Source organism: Enterococcus crotali (assembly GCF_000633635.1).
Classification (GTDB): Bacteria; Bacillota; Bacilli; order Lactobacillales; family Enterococcaceae; genus Enterococcus_L; species Enterococcus_L crotali.
This window is the reverse complement of record NZ_AYPQ01000002.1, coordinates 118,457-136,511: the sequence shown is the minus strand read 5'-3', so window position 1 is coordinate 136,511 and position 18,055 is coordinate 118,457. Positions and strand designations below refer to the sequence as shown.

General features: G+C 36.2%; 14 protein-coding genes, 1 pseudogene and 1 other annotated feature. Of the genes and pseudogenes, 6 read left to right on the top strand and 9 right to left on the bottom strand.

Annotated features, from left to right (window positions below):
• Nucleotides 1-420: a hypothetical protein gene (locus tag V192_RS0105350; RefSeq protein WP_025869303.1), complete on the bottom strand. Its 420-nt coding sequence runs from the start codon at nucleotides 418-420 to the stop codon at nucleotides 1-3.
• Nucleotides 421-723: 303 nt separating this feature from the next.
• Between V192_RS0105350 and V192_RS0105345 the strand changes: the two genes are divergently transcribed.
• Nucleotides 724-1,764 carry an AI-2E family transporter gene (locus tag V192_RS0105345; protein ID WP_025869301.1) on the top strand — a complete coding sequence of 347 codons (1,041 nt, stop codon included), beginning with the start codon at nucleotides 724-726 and terminating at the stop codon, nucleotides 1,762-1,764.
• Between the two features lie 281 nt (nucleotides 1,765-2,045).
• Here the strand turns inward: V192_RS0105345 and V192_RS0105340 are convergent, their stop codons facing one another.
• Nucleotides 2,046-2,594 (bottom strand): DUF5067 domain-containing protein, encoded by a 549-nt coding sequence (locus tag V192_RS0105340; protein ID WP_025869299.1) that lies wholly within the window; start codon nucleotides 2,592-2,594, stop codon nucleotides 2,046-2,048.
• A 106-nt stretch (nucleotides 2,595-2,700) separates the two neighbouring features.
• Nucleotides 2,701-3,846, bottom strand: a complete 1,146-nt coding sequence (locus V192_RS0105335; protein WP_025869296.1) for a protein kinase domain-containing protein — start codon at nucleotides 3,844-3,846, stop codon at nucleotides 2,701-2,703.
• A gap of 123 nt (nucleotides 3,847-3,969) precedes the next feature.
• Here V192_RS0105335 and V192_RS21965 point away from each other — a divergent pair, with 123 nt between their 5' ends.
• Nucleotides 3,970-4,209: a hypothetical protein gene (locus V192_RS21965; RefSeq protein WP_239644577.1), complete on the top strand. Its 240-nt coding sequence runs from the start codon at nucleotides 3,970-3,972 to the stop codon at nucleotides 4,207-4,209.
• A 2-nt stretch (nucleotides 4,210-4,211) separates the two neighbouring features.
• Entirely contained in the window at nucleotides 4,212-4,397 is a 186-nt protein-coding gene (locus V192_RS21960; RefSeq protein ID WP_239644576.1) for a hypothetical protein, read from the top strand.
• A gap of 213 nt (nucleotides 4,398-4,610) precedes the next feature.
• On the opposite strand, the gene nhaC is transcribed toward V192_RS21960, so the two are convergent.
• The 3 genes from nhaC to tyrP all read right to left on the bottom strand — a co-directional run bounded on the left by nhaC (nucleotide 4,611) and on the right by tyrP (nucleotide 9,533).
• Nucleotides 4,611-5,981, bottom strand: a complete 1,371-nt coding sequence (gene nhaC / locus V192_RS0105325) for a Na+/H+ antiporter NhaC (RefSeq protein ID WP_025869294.1) — start codon at nucleotides 5,979-5,981, stop codon at nucleotides 4,611-4,613.
• 228 nt (nucleotides 5,982-6,209) lie between these two features.
• The gene (tdc, locus tag V192_RS0105320) at nucleotides 6,210-8,063 is read right to left on the bottom strand and encodes a tyrosine decarboxylase (protein ID WP_025869292.1); all 1,854 of its coding nucleotides are present in this window, start codon (nucleotides 8,061-8,063) and stop codon (nucleotides 6,210-6,212) included.
• Nucleotides 8,064-8,126: 63 nt separating this feature from the next.
• Nucleotides 8,127-9,533, bottom strand: coding sequence for a tyrosine-tyramine antiporter (tyrP, locus tag V192_RS0105315; RefSeq protein ID WP_025869290.1), 1,407 nt, complete (start codon nucleotides 9,531-9,533; stop codon nucleotides 8,127-8,129).
• 382 nt (nucleotides 9,534-9,915) lie between these two features.
• Nucleotides 9,916-10,118: a binding site (T-box leader), on the top strand.
• A 52-nt stretch (nucleotides 10,119-10,170) separates the two neighbouring features.
• On the opposite strand from tyrP, the gene tyrS reads away from it, so the two are divergent.
• From tyrS to V192_RS0105300, 3 genes are all read left to right on the top strand, one after another.
• Nucleotides 10,171-11,439, top strand: a complete 1,269-nt coding sequence (gene tyrS / locus V192_RS0105310; protein WP_025869288.1) for a tyrosine--tRNA ligase — start codon at nucleotides 10,171-10,173, stop codon at nucleotides 11,437-11,439.
• Between the two features lie 311 nt (nucleotides 11,440-11,750).
• Nucleotides 11,751-12,065, top strand: a complete 315-nt coding sequence (locus tag V192_RS0105305; RefSeq protein WP_010760824.1) for a YerC/YecD family TrpR-related protein — start codon at nucleotides 11,751-11,753, stop codon at nucleotides 12,063-12,065.
• 169 nt (nucleotides 12,066-12,234) lie between these two features.
• Nucleotides 12,235-13,767 (top strand): glycosyltransferase family 39 protein, encoded by a 1,533-nt coding sequence (locus V192_RS0105300; protein WP_025869285.1) that lies wholly within the window; start codon nucleotides 12,235-12,237, stop codon nucleotides 13,765-13,767.
• A gap of 115 nt (nucleotides 13,768-13,882) precedes the next feature.
• Here V192_RS0105300 and lpdA read toward each other — a convergent pair whose 3' ends face one another.
• From lpdA to V192_RS0105285, 3 genes and pseudogenes are all read right to left on the bottom strand, one after another.
• The gene (lpdA, locus tag V192_RS0105295) at nucleotides 13,883-15,289 is read right to left on the bottom strand and encodes a dihydrolipoyl dehydrogenase (RefSeq protein WP_010760823.1); all 1,407 of its coding nucleotides are present in this window, start codon (nucleotides 15,287-15,289) and stop codon (nucleotides 13,883-13,885) included.
• Nucleotides 15,290-15,296: 7 nt separating this feature from the next.
• Nucleotides 15,297-16,942: pseudogene (locus V192_RS19370) on the bottom strand (dihydrolipoyllysine-residue acetyltransferase).
• Nucleotides 16,943-17,077: 135 nt separating this feature from the next.
• Nucleotides 17,078-18,055 (bottom strand): alpha-ketoacid dehydrogenase subunit beta, encoded by a 978-nt coding sequence (locus tag V192_RS0105285; protein ID WP_025869282.1) that lies wholly within the window; start codon nucleotides 18,053-18,055, stop codon nucleotides 17,078-17,080.

The following is an 18,055-nucleotide window of genomic DNA, read 5'->3' as shown; positions in this document are numbered from 1 at the left end:
CTACTCCTTTACCTCATCTTCTTTTTCTAGAATCATTTCATATTGTGTTTTTGCTTGTTCGAAATTTGACTTTTCAATTGTTCTAGCAAGTTCCTTGATATCTGGTGATAATTGTCGATACGTCTCATAAATCATTTTGTCTTCTTTACTAAGAAGTTTTTGATAGCTACCTAATTTTGCTTTATCCCCAATAATTTTAAAATCAGTCGCTACCTTTCTTAGGTCTTTGGGATACTCTTTATTTTTGATTTCTCCCATACTTTTCATATCTACCCATAATTGATAGGTTTCTTTGAAATTTGTTTCTAGATCATAGATTTTTTTATCTAGGTCTCCTTCATTTGCTTTACCACTACATCCTGTAAAAAGCAAAATTGAAATAAACAAAATACATAATGTTAACTTTTTAAAACCATTCACTTTAAAACCCCCTTTTTGTATTTTAAACTTAACAAAAAGGGGAGCTCATTTCAATAGAATAACAAAATAAAAAAATATTTTTATACTGGATAATTATAAAAATACTACGTTTAATGCAATTATATTTTGAATATGAAATTTTAAAATAACAATGAAGAATAAATACATATTTTTTCACAACCATCACTAGTCAACATCAAGTTATTTTTTTTAATTTATAGATAAAACTGCTATCTTAAATTGCAAAAAAGCATTATAGTTATCTTACAAGATAATAAGTAACGTAATAAAGGAGCGAAGCCTGTGTCCATGTATGAAAAGTTTATTCAAAATGAACGGTTACGGCGTTTTTTTGTTTTAGCTGTTGTTATTTTTATTCTATTTTTAGCGAGAAGTATGATCACAATGATTCTATTAACGTTTATTTTTACGTTTTTGGCTCTTCATTTTGTGAAATTTGTGCAACAATATTTAAAGATTCCCACACTCATCCTTGTTTTAGCCACTTATTCTTTGATCGTTTTTTTAGTCTATCTGGCTATCACAAAATATGTTCCGGTTTTGATTCATCAATCGGTCCAAATGTATAATTCCGTTATTCATTTTTATCAAACACCAACGGACGATCATAATCAGCTTTTGGTGATCATCGATAACTATCTAGAAAAATCAAATCTCATGACTCAAATTCAAAATGGGGCAAGTATTCTTTTGCGTTATGTCCAAGATGTTGGTTCGATCGGTCTTTCGTTTGTCCTTTCCTTTATCTTAAGTTTCTTTTTTATGATCGAGAAGAAACAAATGTCGGAATTTTCTAAGTTGTTTCTAAAAAGCGACTTCGACTGGTTTTTCCAAGATATTTACTTTTTTGCAGATAAGTTTGTCAATACGTTTGGTGTCGTAATGGAAGCTCAGTTTTTTATTGCGGTCGTTAATACAGGGATCACAACCATTTGTTTAGCCTTGATCGGCTTTCATCAATTACCAAGTTTAGCGATCATGATTTTTATTCTAAGCTTGATTCCTGTCGCCGGCGTGATCATTTCTTGTATTCCATTAAGCTTTATTGCTTATTCAGAAGGTGGTCTCAACGATGTAATCTATATCTTAGTCGTGATCATCGTCGTGCATTTATTTGAATCCTATGTATTAAATCCTAAATTTATGTCCAGTAAAACAGATTTACCTATTTTTTATACATTTGTTATTTTACTAATCAGCGAACGACTATTTGGGGTTTGGGGCTTGATCGTTGGTATTCCTATTTTTACTTTCTTTCTAGATATTTTAAAGGTCAAACCGATCCACTCAGTTACTGAAAAAATTTCTGATCCGCCTCAATAATTGAAAATAAAAAAGTGGACATTTGGATTTACTCCAGACGTCCACTTTTTTGTGGTTTTGGCTGTTTTCGTATTTGGAAAATCAGTCAGGCAGCAAAGACTAATTGATTTCGGACCAAATAACTATATCTTAACAGCTACCTGTTCCAATAAACCTAATACACGGCCATATATAAGGAATATCTCTCAATCCCTTTGCTCCCTATGAAGCTAAAAACTAGTCATTTTCTATTAAAGAAAAGCTAGCTGAACCACCTGTTCCAACCCTTTTTTAATCCCAATTTACTGCAAAATAAACTCTTTTGTCAATTTCACTTTATCACTGAATAATTTGGTTGCCTCAACAGATATTGGTGCGGTCATATCTGCTAGTTTGTAAGGAACTTTTAAATTCAATGTCGCTCCTGGTTGAATCTCAGTCATCGAATCCACATACCCTGATTCTGTCATAATTGCTGATTCTAAAGCGATACCATTTTGAAAGGCTTTCGTTGTGATCGAAGTTAAAAACATTGCATTTTTATTACTATTATTTGTAAACTCATAATCAATCACACCGACATCTTCCCCATTGTAATCTTTGGCAAAAGTCAATTCCTTGATCACTACATGATACTCACCTAAATCACCATTATCTGTTTCAGCAGGCGTTTCTGTTTCTTGTTTTTGGACTACTTTACTGGTTGTTGTTTCGTCTTTGGGTTTCGTTACTTTACTCGTTGTGGCTTCGTTTTTAGATGTTGCTTCGTCTTTAGAATCAGAGCCCATATTTGCTAGAATACCGCCTACTACTAAAATGCCGACCCCAATAAAAATAATTTTCTTCATCATTTTTTGTCTCCTTCGTTATTTAGTCCGTTGATACATGCTTATCATACTAAAACGCTAAAGGAGAATCTTATGCATTTTGCATAATTTTAACAAATCAACGATTGGATCATCTTTTAGCCCCTCCATGGGTAACAAATAAAAACAAACCATAATAACCAAACCAGCTAAGGAGCAACAACCCATAGCCAATTCCCCGCAATGTACTTTTTTTAGAGTTGAGTAATGGTATTTTTTCATGGAAGTTCATAAAATTAGTCAATAATAGCACGGGCAAAATAAAAATAATTCCAGCTTCAAGTAACCGCAACAATTTTTCAGCCCAGGTTTCTCCTTCACTAATATTTAAAGGCAGCCCGATCCCCATAAACACATAATAAATAATCGCCAAAGTTATCTTCCAAGGCTGACTTGTACGAAAGCCTGGTACATAGTTTCTTAAAAAGGATCGGATAGGTGTTTTCTTAGTACTTTGATTATTTTCCTCACTTAAACTTGTCATCGCCGCACTCATTGGCTGCTCATATTCTTTCAGCAAATGCTGCTTTGCTAAAACATCTGCCTGCATTTCAACAGCAGACTGATAGCGATTGTTTGGATCCAATTTTGTCGCTTTGACAATAATATCATGTAAAAAAGGATCTGAGCTTAGCTGATTTTTAGGATAGTCTTTGATCGAACAAATATTGATTACTACACCTACCGAATAAAGATCGCTTCTCTCATCAGATTCGGCAAATCCAAATTGTTCTGGTGAAGCAAATCCAATTGTTCCTAACTGAACGGTGTCGGTTTCTTTTGTTCCAGCAAATGCTCGTACAGCATCAAAATCAATCAACTTCAACATCCCGTCATTGGTCAACATAATGTTTCCTGGTTTAACGTCACGATGAACTAAGCCTTCGCTATGAAGCGCAATTAAAGCATCCAGCAGAGCCAATACTAGATTCAAAATTGTTTTAGTCTCCATTATTTCTGAAGACTTAACGATTTCTGCTAATGTTTTGCCATGAATAAATTCTTCATATAAATAAATCTGATCTTCTTCGATCACGACTTCTTGAATCTTTGGTAAATTGATCTGTTTGATTTTTTGTAGCGTAATCAAATGATCCACTAAATAAAGCGGATAGCATTTTTTTACAAAAAACTCCTTTGTGTCCTTTTTTCTTACAAGAATCGGTCCATTTATTTTATCTGTTAATGGCTCAATTTCTTTATAAGAAAATAGAACTGAATGATTTACGTTTTCCATTTTTACACTCCATTTTTATGTTTACTTTTTTAATTATAGCAAATAAACGAATAAAATACCCCGCTCTTTGTGAAAAGCAATGTATAATAGTACTATGATATTTTAAATATGGGAGATTTAGACATGCAGGAAAAAGATACAGACAAATTACTTCATTCATTAAAAAAAGCCGAAAATTTTCAAACAGCTCTTTCTGAAACTCGAGATCATACACTTGATAAAGACTTGAAAGATTATTTGAATCGATGGCTGATCGAGAAAAATAAGACAAAAAGCACTGTATTGAGAAAAGCAGGCATCGCAGAAGCAACTGGTTATCAATATTTTGATGGCAAACGAAAGCTTCAAGAGAAAAAATTGTAGCATTGACTATTGGTCTTGAGTTGACCCTTGAAGAAACAAATGAATTGATGAAAAAGACTGGTTACGCTCAACTTTACCCAAAACTTCCTTGGGATGCGGTAGTCATTTTTGGTATTTCACATAAATTATCGATTACAGAAATCGATGATCATTTGTATAATGAAGGCCTGAAAACTTTTGGTGAATAAGCCAAATTTAATCTAAAAAAAACATGGAGTGGGACATAACTCTTCGAGTCATATCCCACTCACATGGAATCCAGATAAGCGTTATAAGCAGAAACAATCCTTTCAGAAATAAGCTGAAATTGTTGTAAAATACAGTGAATGGAGAACGGATGTTACACAATATCTACTCGCTTCTCGGAATTAAAGATTTCTATTCTCAAACTCATTTTTTAGTCACTTTTCAGACTTTTTCTTACTGGTGATTGTAACTAAAATTGACACTAATGGTAACACATAGCAAAATACTGCATATGGTAAATAATTTATTGTTGCAATCCCCAAAGTACCTGAGATAAAAACACCACTCACACCCCAAGGAATCAATGGATTTACAACAGAACCAGCATCATTTAACCCTCTGGATAAGAGCGTTAAAGGAACCTCTTTTTCTTTAAATTTATTAAGAAATGATTTCCCAGGTAAAATGATCGACAGATATTGCTCGCCGATCAGTACATTAATACCGATTGAACTCATCATCGTAACAAAAATCAACTTCTTCCGTGAAGAGATCGCTGTTTCAAACCGTTGTAATACACAATCGATAATCTCCATTTTTACCAGTAGACCGCCTAAGGCCAAAGCCAAAATGATCAACGACACCGACCACATCATACTTTGAATCCCACCTCTAGAGAGCAGCTCATCTACTTGAGCATTTCCTGTCTGAGAAATAAAACCATTTTGGATCATATCAGCTGTCTCTACAAATGAAAAATGTCCATTCATAAAAAACATCAACACTAAGGATGTGCAAATACTCAATAGCAACGTCGGAATAGCGGGAATTTTCTTCCATGCACATACAAACAAAAGCGCCAAAGGAATCACAGCAATAAATGAAATCGCGAAATTGTCATTTAACGTACTAACTATTTCCATGATATCTGTACTGTCCAAAGCCCCATCATAATGCAGACCCATGACTAAAAAGTAGCCAAATGAAAGGATAGCCGCTGGAATCGCTGTTTTATATGTATTTTTCAAATGATCAAATAGATCGACTTCTGAAATTGCAGCAGCCAAATTAACTGTATCTGAAAGTGGCGAAATTGAATTGCCTAAAAAAGCGCCTGAAACAATTGCACCCGTTGTTAATGCTGGATCGACCCCAATCAAACTACCCATTCCTAAAAAGGCGATCCCAATCGTTGAAATAGTTGTAAACGAACTGCCGACAGCACCTCCTACAATTCCACACACAATAAAAACTGTTGGAATAAAATACTTCACAGATAAGAAAGAAAAACCTAAAACCATGATCGTTGGAATTGTTCCAGCAGCGATCCAAACGCTGATCAATGCGCCGATCAAAATAAAAATCACGATCGGAATGATACCAGAAGAAATCCCTTCGACCAAAGCATCATGAATGAAATCCCAAGAAAATTTTTTGTAAACAGCGAATAATAGCAAATAGCCAATAGCAATCAATAAAGCAACATGAGCAGGAATACCAAAACCAATAATACTGGTGCCAATCATCAACAATAATGTTATTAATAAGAAAACTGCTTCGTTAAAATTTACTTGATATTTTTTCATACATTGTTCCTCACATTTTTATAGAAAACAATGAAGAAGCTCCTTCATTCCCTTCTATTTATTTGTATTTATAGAAAATCTGCAGCTGCGGAAAAGCTTGAATAAACGCTTTACCGCACCCACAGTGGTCAAATGACAGTCGTATAAAAAGTTACTTTATCAGGAATTTTTATGTTCTTAATCTCTGGCGCAGCTTTTAAATACTTCCGTTTTGACCATCCTCTTCTTTTATTCAGCGTAGATTGCTTCTAATTTTTCTTGAATCGCTGTTTTAATTTTTGCTGCATACTCGTCAAAGATTTCTTTATCGTTCATATATGGTGACATACCAGCAGCACGTAAGATCGTTACTTTGTCAGCACGTTCCCATTCAGCACGAGAAAATCCTAAGCTATTTACAAATTCAAATGGGCTGTGACCATATTCTTCGATAGCAAAATCTGTATGTGAAGTGATGAATTCATTGTTATATAATCCACCTTTTGCATATGAAGCATAGTCATAGAAATCGTGGTTTAATTTGTTCATTTTCACAAGGTCAGTATTGCCTTTTTCGTTAAATACATAGTCGACCATGTTAAAGTCTGGTTTGGTTAAAGCGTGCATTTCGATTGTTTTGTCGCCAACTTGGAATTCTAATCCATCGATGAAATGATAGAAGTGGTACGCTCCTTCAATACTTGCACCCATCAATTTACCGTATCCAGTTACGTTAAGTGGTAATACTTTATGGGCAGTCCAAACAGCGGCAGCAGTTGCACCAGCTTTTGATCCTTCAAGAATATAAGCACCCAATAAGGCTGGAATATCCGCACCTTTTTCAAATACATACGTTGCAAAGTAAGAAATAACGTCACGCATACGGATATCTCTAATTACGACACCACCAGCAGAATATGGGATATAACCCATTTTATGAGGATCGATTGTTACTGATTCAGCTTTTTCAATGGCTTTGAATGATTCGTAAACTTCTCTAGTTAACCAATCATTTTTTTCCATAAAGATGCCATTTTTAGCGTAAACTTCTTCGATTTTATCCCATTCGATAAATTTGTCGTTTTCATCTAAGAAGATTGAACGGCCATAACCACCATAAGCAGCATCAACGTGTACATAGAAGTAAATACCTTCTGCAGCTAACTTATCGCGTAAAGCAACAATTTGGTCGATACGGTCAACTTGTCCTTCTTCAGTTGAACCAACTACTCCTACAACACCAAGCGTTGGAACACCTTGTGCGGCTAAATCACGGATTTGTGCTTCTAATTTATCGATATCCATACGGTATTCACTGTTTACTTCACCAGCAATAACTTGGTCTAAGCCAATACCGATGATGTCGGCTGCTTTTAACCATGAATAATGTTTTGTTTGTGGTACGATCCATTTACCTAATTTATCTAAGTTTTTACCGCTACGAGCAGAATGAGCTTTGATATCGTCCATTTTATCTTGAACTTTATCTAAGATATCTAGGACTTCTGTTGTAGACATATTTAGTAATTCCCACTCTGATTTACCTGCAACCATTTCTGGCGCAACAGCTTGAATCGCAAATGGTAATGATTTCATGTTACGGGCATACCATAATCCTTCTAAGTTAGCGATCGATCCATCTGCTGCAATATGACCCCAGCCATTTTCATAGCCCATTAATGTAGCGAATTCAAGACCAACTTCTTCTTCCATTTGTGAAGTTGCTGGTGATGACTCATAAGCCACGTTATTGCCGTTCCAAAGCATTGCAGTTGTATAGGCGATAATTGATGGCATTAATGTTTCAGCGTTCATATGGCCCCAGAAACGACCTGCTGAGTGCCATGGCAATGATTCAGTTCTTAAACGTGAAGACAACACATTGAAAACACTTCTCATATTGTCTGCAGTTTCTTGGAAACTTTTAGAGCTTCTATCTTGAGGTGTAATAACTGGTAGATCTTGTGGCATATAGTTTTGTCTCCAGCCAACATGTTCGTCGATCATTTTGTTTAATAATTCTTTGAATAAATCAACGTTTTCACCTTTATCGCCTATAAATAATGCTTTTAAATTCGTGTCATCAGTGTTGAAATTTTTCATGATATTTTCCTCCGTTATTTTCATATTTTTACATGTTGATTCGTTTATTTTTAATCGTTATTCTTACTTATCGATTTTTTTCCATTCTGGTTTCTTGCTCTTATAAATGATCAATGCAATACCAATCATGATAACTGTTGCTGCTACTTGATAAATAACATACGCTACATGTCCATTTTGTGGGACAGAGGTTGGCGGAATCAAGCTAACTAAAATCGTCACGATTACACTAATAATTGCAAGTCCAGCTACAACCCACATCAAGCCATTGCCTTTGCTGCCCAATCTAAATGGACGCTCAGTATCCGGCATCGTATAACGTAATTTGATTGCTGAAAGTGAAATCAATAGATAGACCACACAATAAAGAATTGTAGTTGTGATCGTAATAATCAAGAATGCTGCACTAATATCTGGCACAACGACATATAAGAATGAAACAAGTGAAATCACGATCGCTTGGATCATAACGAAAACGATTGGAATTCCTTTTGCGTTACGTTTTTGGAAGAATGGTGGTAAATTCCCTTCTTCTGCTACTTTGATCATTGATTTACTTGGACCTAAGACCCAAGCGCTCAATTGAACCAATACACCTACTAAAATCATTAACGAAATAATGTTATTGAAAATCGCTGGAATGCCAAGATCTTGTGTCATGATCACAAATGGTTGAGTGATATTGGCAAGTTCCATTTTTCCAGCAGGAACACTATCTGCAACGCTTAGACCAGCAGCTAAGTTAAATACAACTAATAATAAAACAGAGGCAATAACTGCGATTGGATAATTGCGTTTTGGATTATCAATGTTATTTGCATGAACAGATGAAATTTCTACTCCGGCAAAAATGAATATGATCCCTGTTAAGGTTGGCAAGCTACCTAAATCACTAAAATCAGGTAATAATTTACTTGCTTCAAAATGACCTAAGTAACTATCTTGATTGATCCCATGTTTAGCCATATACATCATTCCTAAAACAACTAAAGCTACAAAAGGAATATAAACACCGATCACAGCACCCCAGTCACCTGCAATTTTTACCATGTCGAATTTCAAGTTAAGCAATGTAATGACCCAATATGAAATCAAGATCATAATAAAAATAAATAAATTATTGTGTCCAAGATCGGGACGGTCGATCACATAACCAAGTAACACACCTACAGTTGAAGCAACCATCACCATTCCGAAAAACATTTGTACCCATAGTAACCATGAAGTAACAAAACCCCATTTTTCTCCAAAAGCGTTACGTACCCAAACTTGAGGGCCGCCTTCTTCTGGCCAGCCAGTCGATAGCTCAGCTGAAATCAAAGCAATTGGTAAAGCAAAGCAACATGCTGCAATCAGCATATAAAAAATTTGTGCCCATCCGGTTGATGCTAATGTTGGAACACTACGAACCGTTCCAAAAAAGGCCATGGTAATTCCAATTAGTCCAAATAATGATAATTTCTTATTCATGTTTAAATTTGACCTCCTGATTTAATTTATTTTTTGTTTCCCACATGTGAAATCACTCCCAAAGTATAGGTAGCTTTTAGCCTCAAGTCAAAAAGAGTAGAATTAAAAAAAAAGCCCGTTATTTAAGATTTATCCACTCTATACAGCGCGTCAATGCTCCACTGCGCTAAAGCATTTGTGTGAAAAAAATAACATGAAACAGCTAATTGTTAGAAAGTTATTCGCAATTGTCAGAAATCATAATAAGCTCTTTTCTTTTCAAAAAACCTAGATTAAATCACAATCCTCTTAAATGAGAAATAACTCATTTAAAAATAATAAAAGAAAAAAAGAAGTATTTGACAAGTCAGCAGATTTGTCGTAGAATTGCTACAAAATCACATATCAAACTTTAATAAAGCGAAGTAGCAAGAATGTCCCTATTTCAGAGAGTCAGCATTTAGTGAGAGTTGACATATACATTTTTTGTGAATTACACTTTTAGTTTCCTACCGTAAGTAGGCGTCTATCTACGATACAGATTTGAGAGGTATATGAGTTTTCATATACAATTTGGGTGGTAACACGGCGGAGTTCGTCCCATAGGCTAATAGCCTATGGGACGTTTTTTATTTTATTTAGGAAAGGAAGAAGAAACATGACAAACATTATTGATGAATTAGAATGGCGTGGCGCCATCAACCAACAAACAGATAGCGAAGGTTTACGTGAATACGTTGAAACCGAGAGCATTTCACTATATTGCGGTGTTGACCCTACAGGAGACAGTATGCATATCGGGCATTTGATTCCTTTTATGATGCTAAAAAGATTCCAAGCTTTTGGACATCATCCATTTATTTTGATCGGTGGCGCAACAGGAACAATTGGTGATCCAAGTGGACGTACGACAGAACGTCAATTACAAACAATGGAGACCGTTCAACACAACGTTGATTCTTTAACCAGACAAATGGAAAAATTATTTGCAGTGGACACAGATAACACGCTAACTTTAGTGAACAACTACGATTGGACACACAACCTTACTTTGTTGGATTTCTTGAGAGATTACGGTAAATTCTTCAACATCAATACGATGCTAGCTAAGGATATCGTGGCAAGCCGTTTAGAAACAGGTATTTCATTTACAGAATTTACGTACCAAATTCTACAATCAATGGACTTTTTACACTTGTTCCAACACAATAACGTCCGCATGCAAATCGGTGGCGCTGACCAATGGGGCAATATTACAGCAGGGCTAGACTTGATTCGTAAAAAAGAAGGTGCTGATGCAAAAGCCTTTGGTTTAACGATTCCATTGATGCTAAAAGCAGACGGAACGAAATTTGGGAAAACAGCTGGTGGTGCGGTTTGGTTAGATCCTGAAAAAACAACACCTTACGAGTTCTACCAATTCTGGGTAAATCAAGATGACCGTGATGTAATTAAATACTTGAAATTCTTTACCTTCTTATCAAAAGATGAAATAGATGCACTAGAAGTCAAAGTAGAAACTGAACCACATTTACGTGAAGCACAACGCGTACTAGCAGCAGAAATGACAAAATTTGTTCATAGTGAAGAAGATTTAAATGATGCATTAGCTATTTCAGAAGCTCTATTTTCTGGTAATGTAAAAAATCTAACTTCTAAGCAAATTGAAGAAGGCTTTAAAAATATGCCTACAGTGGAAACAGCAGCACTTGATCAAAACCTTGTAGATTGGTTGATTGAATTAGGTATCGAGCCTTCTAAACGCCAAGCAAGAGAAGATATCACAAATGGTGCAATTTCAATCAACGGCGATCGCGTTAAAGAATTAGACTTTACAATCACAGCTGATCATAGCTTTGATGGAAAATTCATTATTGTTAGAAAAGGGAAAAAACAATACACTTTAGTAAAATTACTTTCTAAATAAAAAAATAATTTTAACCACTTTTAAAGGGTGAAGGAAGACTGTTTTTCAGTTTTCCTTCACCCTTTTATTTTAATTTTTGTATTGATCTATTCAATTTACTGGACAAAATACAAAAATGTTTTATAATAAAAAATGCTTGTTGGAATGGAGCAAGTGTGACTATGTGAACTATTATTACCATTTACTATCCAGCTGCATGAGCCAGTCTCTCGAGAAAAAGATACTCCCTGAATGAGGCAAAAAGCGCCTCATTCCTATTTTCTAGTCGAGACTAAATGTGCTCATTCCGCTTTTAAATTTAGGAGGAACTTATGAAAATCGACAAGATACAAGACGGCCACGGCGATGAGTTTTTCCGTTCTCTATTAGCTTTAGAGACATTAGAAGATTGCTACAATTACTTTGATGACTTAATGACCTTAAAAGAACTTGATTCTATGATTCAGCGATTCGAAGTTGCAAAGCTACTATTATTAAATAAAACCTACAGTGATATTGCAGAAGCCACTGGGAGTAGTACCACAACGATCTCTAGAGTAAAAAGAATCATTGATGAGGGAAATGGCGGATTGCTTGAAATGGTTCATAGAATTGATGAACAAGACGACAAAGAACTTCACCGCTAACATATAAAAGTTTTACTAGAAAGTTAACGTTCTAACAGTTAAGGAAATCCTTTTAACTGTTAGAACGCTTTTTTTATAGCTTATATTTCTTAATTCCTATTATTGTTCTATAATGAAAATAGGAATATCAAAACAACCAGAAATGATTTTACTTACTAGGAGATCCTAAATGAAAAAAACACTCTTTTCACTTTTAAATTATCTATTTCTTTTATCCATACTTTATACACTTTATGGGACGCTCAGGAGTAGTCTGTTAGATATCTCAAATATTAACGACAAGATTTGGCCATTCTTACTTATTCTATTTTTTATTATTTGTATCGCGTTTATTCCAACCACCTCACGCTCTTACATTCAGAAAAAGCTAAAACCATTGTTCAGTTTTTTTAAGAAAAATATAGCCATGATTACTAAATTACTTTTCGTAATAGGCTTTATTTTACAAGTTATCATTTTATACTATATTCATGTACCTATTGGTTGGGACGTAGACGGGATCTATTCTGGTGTAACTGAATTAACAAAGAATTCACCAGACTCTATTGCTAGTATTTACTTGTCAAAAAATCCAAATAATAGCTTATTTTTCTTTTTAATGTATTTTATAAGCCAAATCGGGAATTTCATCCATCACTCGTTAGGAAATTCTTGGATGTTTTGGCAACTAACCAATACAATTTTTATGGATATCGGCTTTATTTTTATCTTTCTGGCAGCCAAAAATCTTTTTAACAAAAAAATTGCCTACCTCTCCTTTTACCTAGCATTTATTTCATTAGCTTTATCACCGTGGATGTTAGTTGTTTATACAGATACTATTATGTTGCCGGTAATTAGTATTATTTTGTGGGTTTATTCACTCGCTAAAAAAAATCACAATAACTATTTAATGATTCTTTTAGGAGTTTTAATTGCTATTTCTTACCTATTAAAACCTTCTTCTATTGTTTTTCTAGTTGCCTATATCATGATTGCGCTGTTTCTTTTGTTAACTGATCCTAAAAAAATTAATTTGAAAAAAGGACTCGTAATGACATTGCTCTTTTGCCTTCCTTTTGCTGGAACAATTAAACTCTTTCATGTATTCGAGGATCACCAAAAGCTTATCGTGCTCGATAGAACTCAAGCTAAGCCTTGGCAACATTTTGTAATGATGGGATTAACTGGTAGTGGCGGCTTCAGTGAAGAAGATACACGAGCAACAATATCAATTCCTACAAAAGAAGGCAAAATCAATTATGCTAATGAAAAAATAGCAGAACGACTAAAAAATTACGGCTTCACTGGTTATACAAAATTTTTAATGAAAAAACATCTCAATAATACTGATCGAGGAGACTTTGGTTGGGGACGAGATGGCGGTCCACAAATTTATGCTCCATCAAACGATCCTATACAGGCGTTTCTAAGAGATACTTATTATCAGCAAGGAGAGAAAGTTAAAACGGTAAGGCTTTTTATGCATCTTATGTGGATGATCACATTGATTGGTCTATTGTTTGTAACCAGAAAAGAATTTAAAAATGACGACCAAGATACGTTATTAGCTATCTTTAAGTTAACAATTTTAGGTGCATTTTTATACCTTCTTCTGTTTGAAGGAGGACGTTCCAGATATCTTATCCAGTATTTACCTATTATTTATATGCTCTCTGCTAATGGTCTTTATCTTCAATTTTCTACTATTAAAAGCAAATGAAAAAGCCGCTTATCAAATCATGTTAGACGATTTGATAAGCGACTTTTTTATTGAATATAAAACAAAAGACCGAGCTTGGCTAGCTCGGTCTTTCTTTGTGTGACAAATATGCTATTTAAATATGAATTGGCAAACCTAAAGCCAATTCAGAAGCATCCATAGTAATTTCCCCTAAAGATGGGTGTGGATGGATCGTTAATGCGATATCTTCTGCATTCATGCCAGATTCAACCGCTAATGATAATTCAGAAATCATATCACTTGCGCCAACTCCGCCGATTTGTGCTCCGATAATCACATTGTCTTCGTTTGTTGTTACCAAACGTACGAATCCTTCAGTTTTACCTAAAGAAATAGCACGACCGTTACCAGCGAATGGGAATTTGTAAGCTGTTGCTTCTAATCCCGCTTCTTTGGCTTCAGCGATTGTCATACCAACACTTGCTAATTCTGGATCAGTGAAGGCTACAGCAGGCATTGCTTTGTAGTCTACTTCTACTTTTTTACCAGAAATTGCTTCTGCCGCAATTTTAGCTTCGTAGCTTGCTTTATGAGCAAGAGCAGCACCTGGCACGATATCACCAATAGCAAAGATGTTTGATACGTTTGTTCTACCTTGTTTGTCCACTTTAACTAAACCACGTTCGCCAACTTCAACACCGGCTTGTTCTAAACCAAGATCATCCGTGTTTGGACGACGTCCAACTGTTACCATTACATAGTCAGCAGTGACTGATTCTTCTTTGCCGTCTACTTCATATTTAACAGTTACGCTGTCGCCGTTGTCGATTGCTTCTTTAGCCATCGCTTTGGTTACAACTGTTACATTTTTCTTCTTGAAGTCATCTGTAACTAGTTTAACCATATCTTTTTCATACGTTGGTAAAATTGAAGGGCTACCTTCTAAAATCGTTACTTCAGAACCAAGGTTCGCATATGCGCCACCTAATTCTGCACCGATAACACCGCCACCGATGATCACAAATTTCTTAGGTACTTCTTTCAAGTTCAAACCACCAGTAGAATCTAAGACACGTCCGCCAAATTTAAATCCAGGAATTTCGATTGGGCGAGAACCTGTTGCTACGATTGCATTATTGAATGAATAAGTTTGCGCTGAATCTGGGTGGATCACACGTAATGTGTTTTCATCAACGAAGAAAGCTTCTCCTTCAATAATTTCGATTTTATGTTTTTTAAGAAGGAAACCAACACCGCTTGTCAAAGTGTTAACCACTTTGTTGTCTTTCCATTCTTGTGTTTTTGTAAAGTCTAACTCAACATCTTTAGCTGTTACACCAAACATAGTTGAATCTAGTGATTCTTGATAGTGATGTCCTGCTGCGATCAATGCTTTAGAAGGAATACATCCAACGTTCAAACATACACCGCCAATAAACTCACGTTCAATGATCGCAACTTTTTGACCCATTTCAGCAGCACGAATTGCTGCAACGTATCCTCCAGGGCCTGAACCAATTACGACTGTATCTAATTCAATGGCGAAATCTCCTACTACCATGTGATAATCATCCTTCCATTAATAATAATTCTGGATCAGCTAATAAACGCTTGATGTTGTTCATTGCTTTTTGAGCAGTCGCGCCATCAACGATACGGTGGTCAAAACTCATTGAAAGTTTCATGACACGTCCAACAACGATTTCACCGTCTGCATTTACAACTGGTTGAGTTGCAATTGTACCTACACCTAAAATTGCTACTTCAGGGTAGTTGATAACTGGTGTGAACCAGCCGCCGCCAACTGAACCGATATTACTGATTGTGATAGAACCATCACGCATATCCGCAGCAGTTAGTTTACCATCGATTGCAAGAGCTGCTTTTTCGTTGATTTCATCAGCGATCGCAAACATGCTCTTAGTGTTCGCATTTTTAACGTTTGGTACATATAAACCATGATCAGTATCTGTTGCGATACCAATGTTATAGTAGTTTTTATAAACGATTTCTTGTGCTGCGTCATCAATTGATGCATTCAAGATTGGGAATTTTTGAACTGTTGCTGTCAATGCTTTCACAACATATGGTAAGAATGTTAATTTTGTACCATTTGCTGCTGCAACATCTTTAAATTTCTTACGGTGATCCCATAATTTAGATACTTCAACTTCGTCATGCAATGTAACATGTGGTGCAGTGTGTTTACTGTTAACCATCGCTTTAGCAATTGCTTTACGAGTTGGTGTCATTTTCTCACGAGTTTCAGCTTCACCTAAATCAGAAACAAATGGTTTAGCAGGTGCTTTTGGTGCAGCTGATTCAGTTTTAGCTGTTGCTTGTGGAGTTGCTGCAGTTTGTTCAGCTTGTGCTGGTGCTGCTGCTTGTCCGCCACCTGAGATAAAGCTTTCGATATCTGCTTTTGTCACACGGCCGCCTTTTCCAGTTGGTGCAACTTGTGTGATATCAACATCTTTTTCACGAGCAAATTGGCGTACTGATGGCATAGCAAGACACGTTTGTTTGGATCAGCCGCTGCTACTACGCCTGTTGACGCTGCAGGTGCTGGTGCTGCTTGTTCTGTTTGAGCAGGCGCACTTGCTGCTGGTGCTGAACTTGGTGCAGAGTTATGTCCTGGTGCATCGATTTCGATCAATACATCTCCAACGTTTGCTACTGTACCTTCTGGAACAACGATGTTTTTAACTGTTCCTGTTACTGGTGAAGGGATTTCTTCAACAGATTTGTCATTTTGAACTTCCAATAACGTATCATCTTCATTGATTGTATCACCTGATTTAACGAACCATTTTACGATTTCGCCTTCTGCAATACCTTCACCGATATCTGGTAATTTAAATTGGAAAACGCCGCCACCATTGTCTGCTGTTGGTGCTTCTGGAACTGCTGCTGGCTGTGCAGGTGTTTGTTCTTGGGCTGGAGCCGCTGCTGGTGCTGCATCATTTTCAGGATGTCCTGGTGCATCGATTTCGATCAATACATCTCCAACGTTTGCTACTGTGCCTTCTGGTACTACGATAGATTTAACTGTTCCTGTAACTGGAGATGGGATCTCTTCTACAGATTTATCGTTTTGAACTTCTAATAATGTATCATCTTCATTGATGGTGTCTCCTGCTTTAACGAACCATTTTACGATTTCGCCTTCTGCAATACCTTCACCAATATCTGGTAATTTAAATTGATAAGCCATTTTTTAAGCCTTCCCTTCCTTTATCGGTTCTGTTTAACTCGAAAATTGCGGAAAACAACAGCTCTAAATTTCCACATGAAAATATCACGTGAAAATTCAGGCATGCCGTTTAAAGCAAATTTATTCAGTTTCTAATTAAAATTCTGCGATTTCTCTAGCTTTCGCTTCGATATCTTTAGCATTTGGCAACCAAATGTTTTCTGCTTGTCCAAATGGGAAGATCGTATCTGGAGCAGATACACGGCCAATTGGCGCTTCTAATGATAAGACTGCACGTTCAGAAATTTCAGAAACAACCATAGCGCCAACGCCTGCTTGTTTTTGAGCTTCTTGAACAACGACTACGCGACCAGTTTTTTCAACTGATTTAATGATTGTTTCAACATCTAAAGGAGCGACAGTGCGTAAGTCAATGATTTCAACAGAAATATTGTCTTTCGCTAAGTTGTCAGCAGCTTTGATTGCTTCACGAACCATTGCACCGTAAGTGATGATAGAAACATCAGTCCCCTCACGAGTAACAGCTGCCTTGTCCAATGGTACTTCGTAAGCTTCATCCGGCACTTCCTCACGGAATGAACGGTAAAGTTTCATGTGCTCTAGGTAAACAACAGGGTCATTGCTTCTGATTGCAGAAATCAATAGTCCTTTTGCATCATATGGATTTGATGGGATAACAACACGGATACCAGGAGATTGAGCGATCAATCCTTCCAAGTTATCTGAGTGAAGTTCTGGTGTATGCACACCACCACCAAAAGGCGCACGAACAGTAATAGGCATATTACGTGTTCCGCCCATACGGTAACGAGTACGAGCCATTTGACCAACGATTTCGTCAAAGACTTCAAATACGAATCCAAAGAATTGGATTTCAGGAACTGGACGGTAACCTTCTAGCGCTAAACCGAAAGCTAAACCACCGATTCCAGATTCTGCTAAAGGAGTATCGAAGACACGGTCTTCACCAAATTTTTCTTGTAAGCCTTCAGTTGCACGGAAAACTCCGCCGTTTTTACCAACGTCTTCACCGAATACTAATACATTTTCGTCTTTCTCTATTTCAAGAGCTAAGGCATCTGTAATTGCTTGGATCATTGTTTTTTGTGCCAT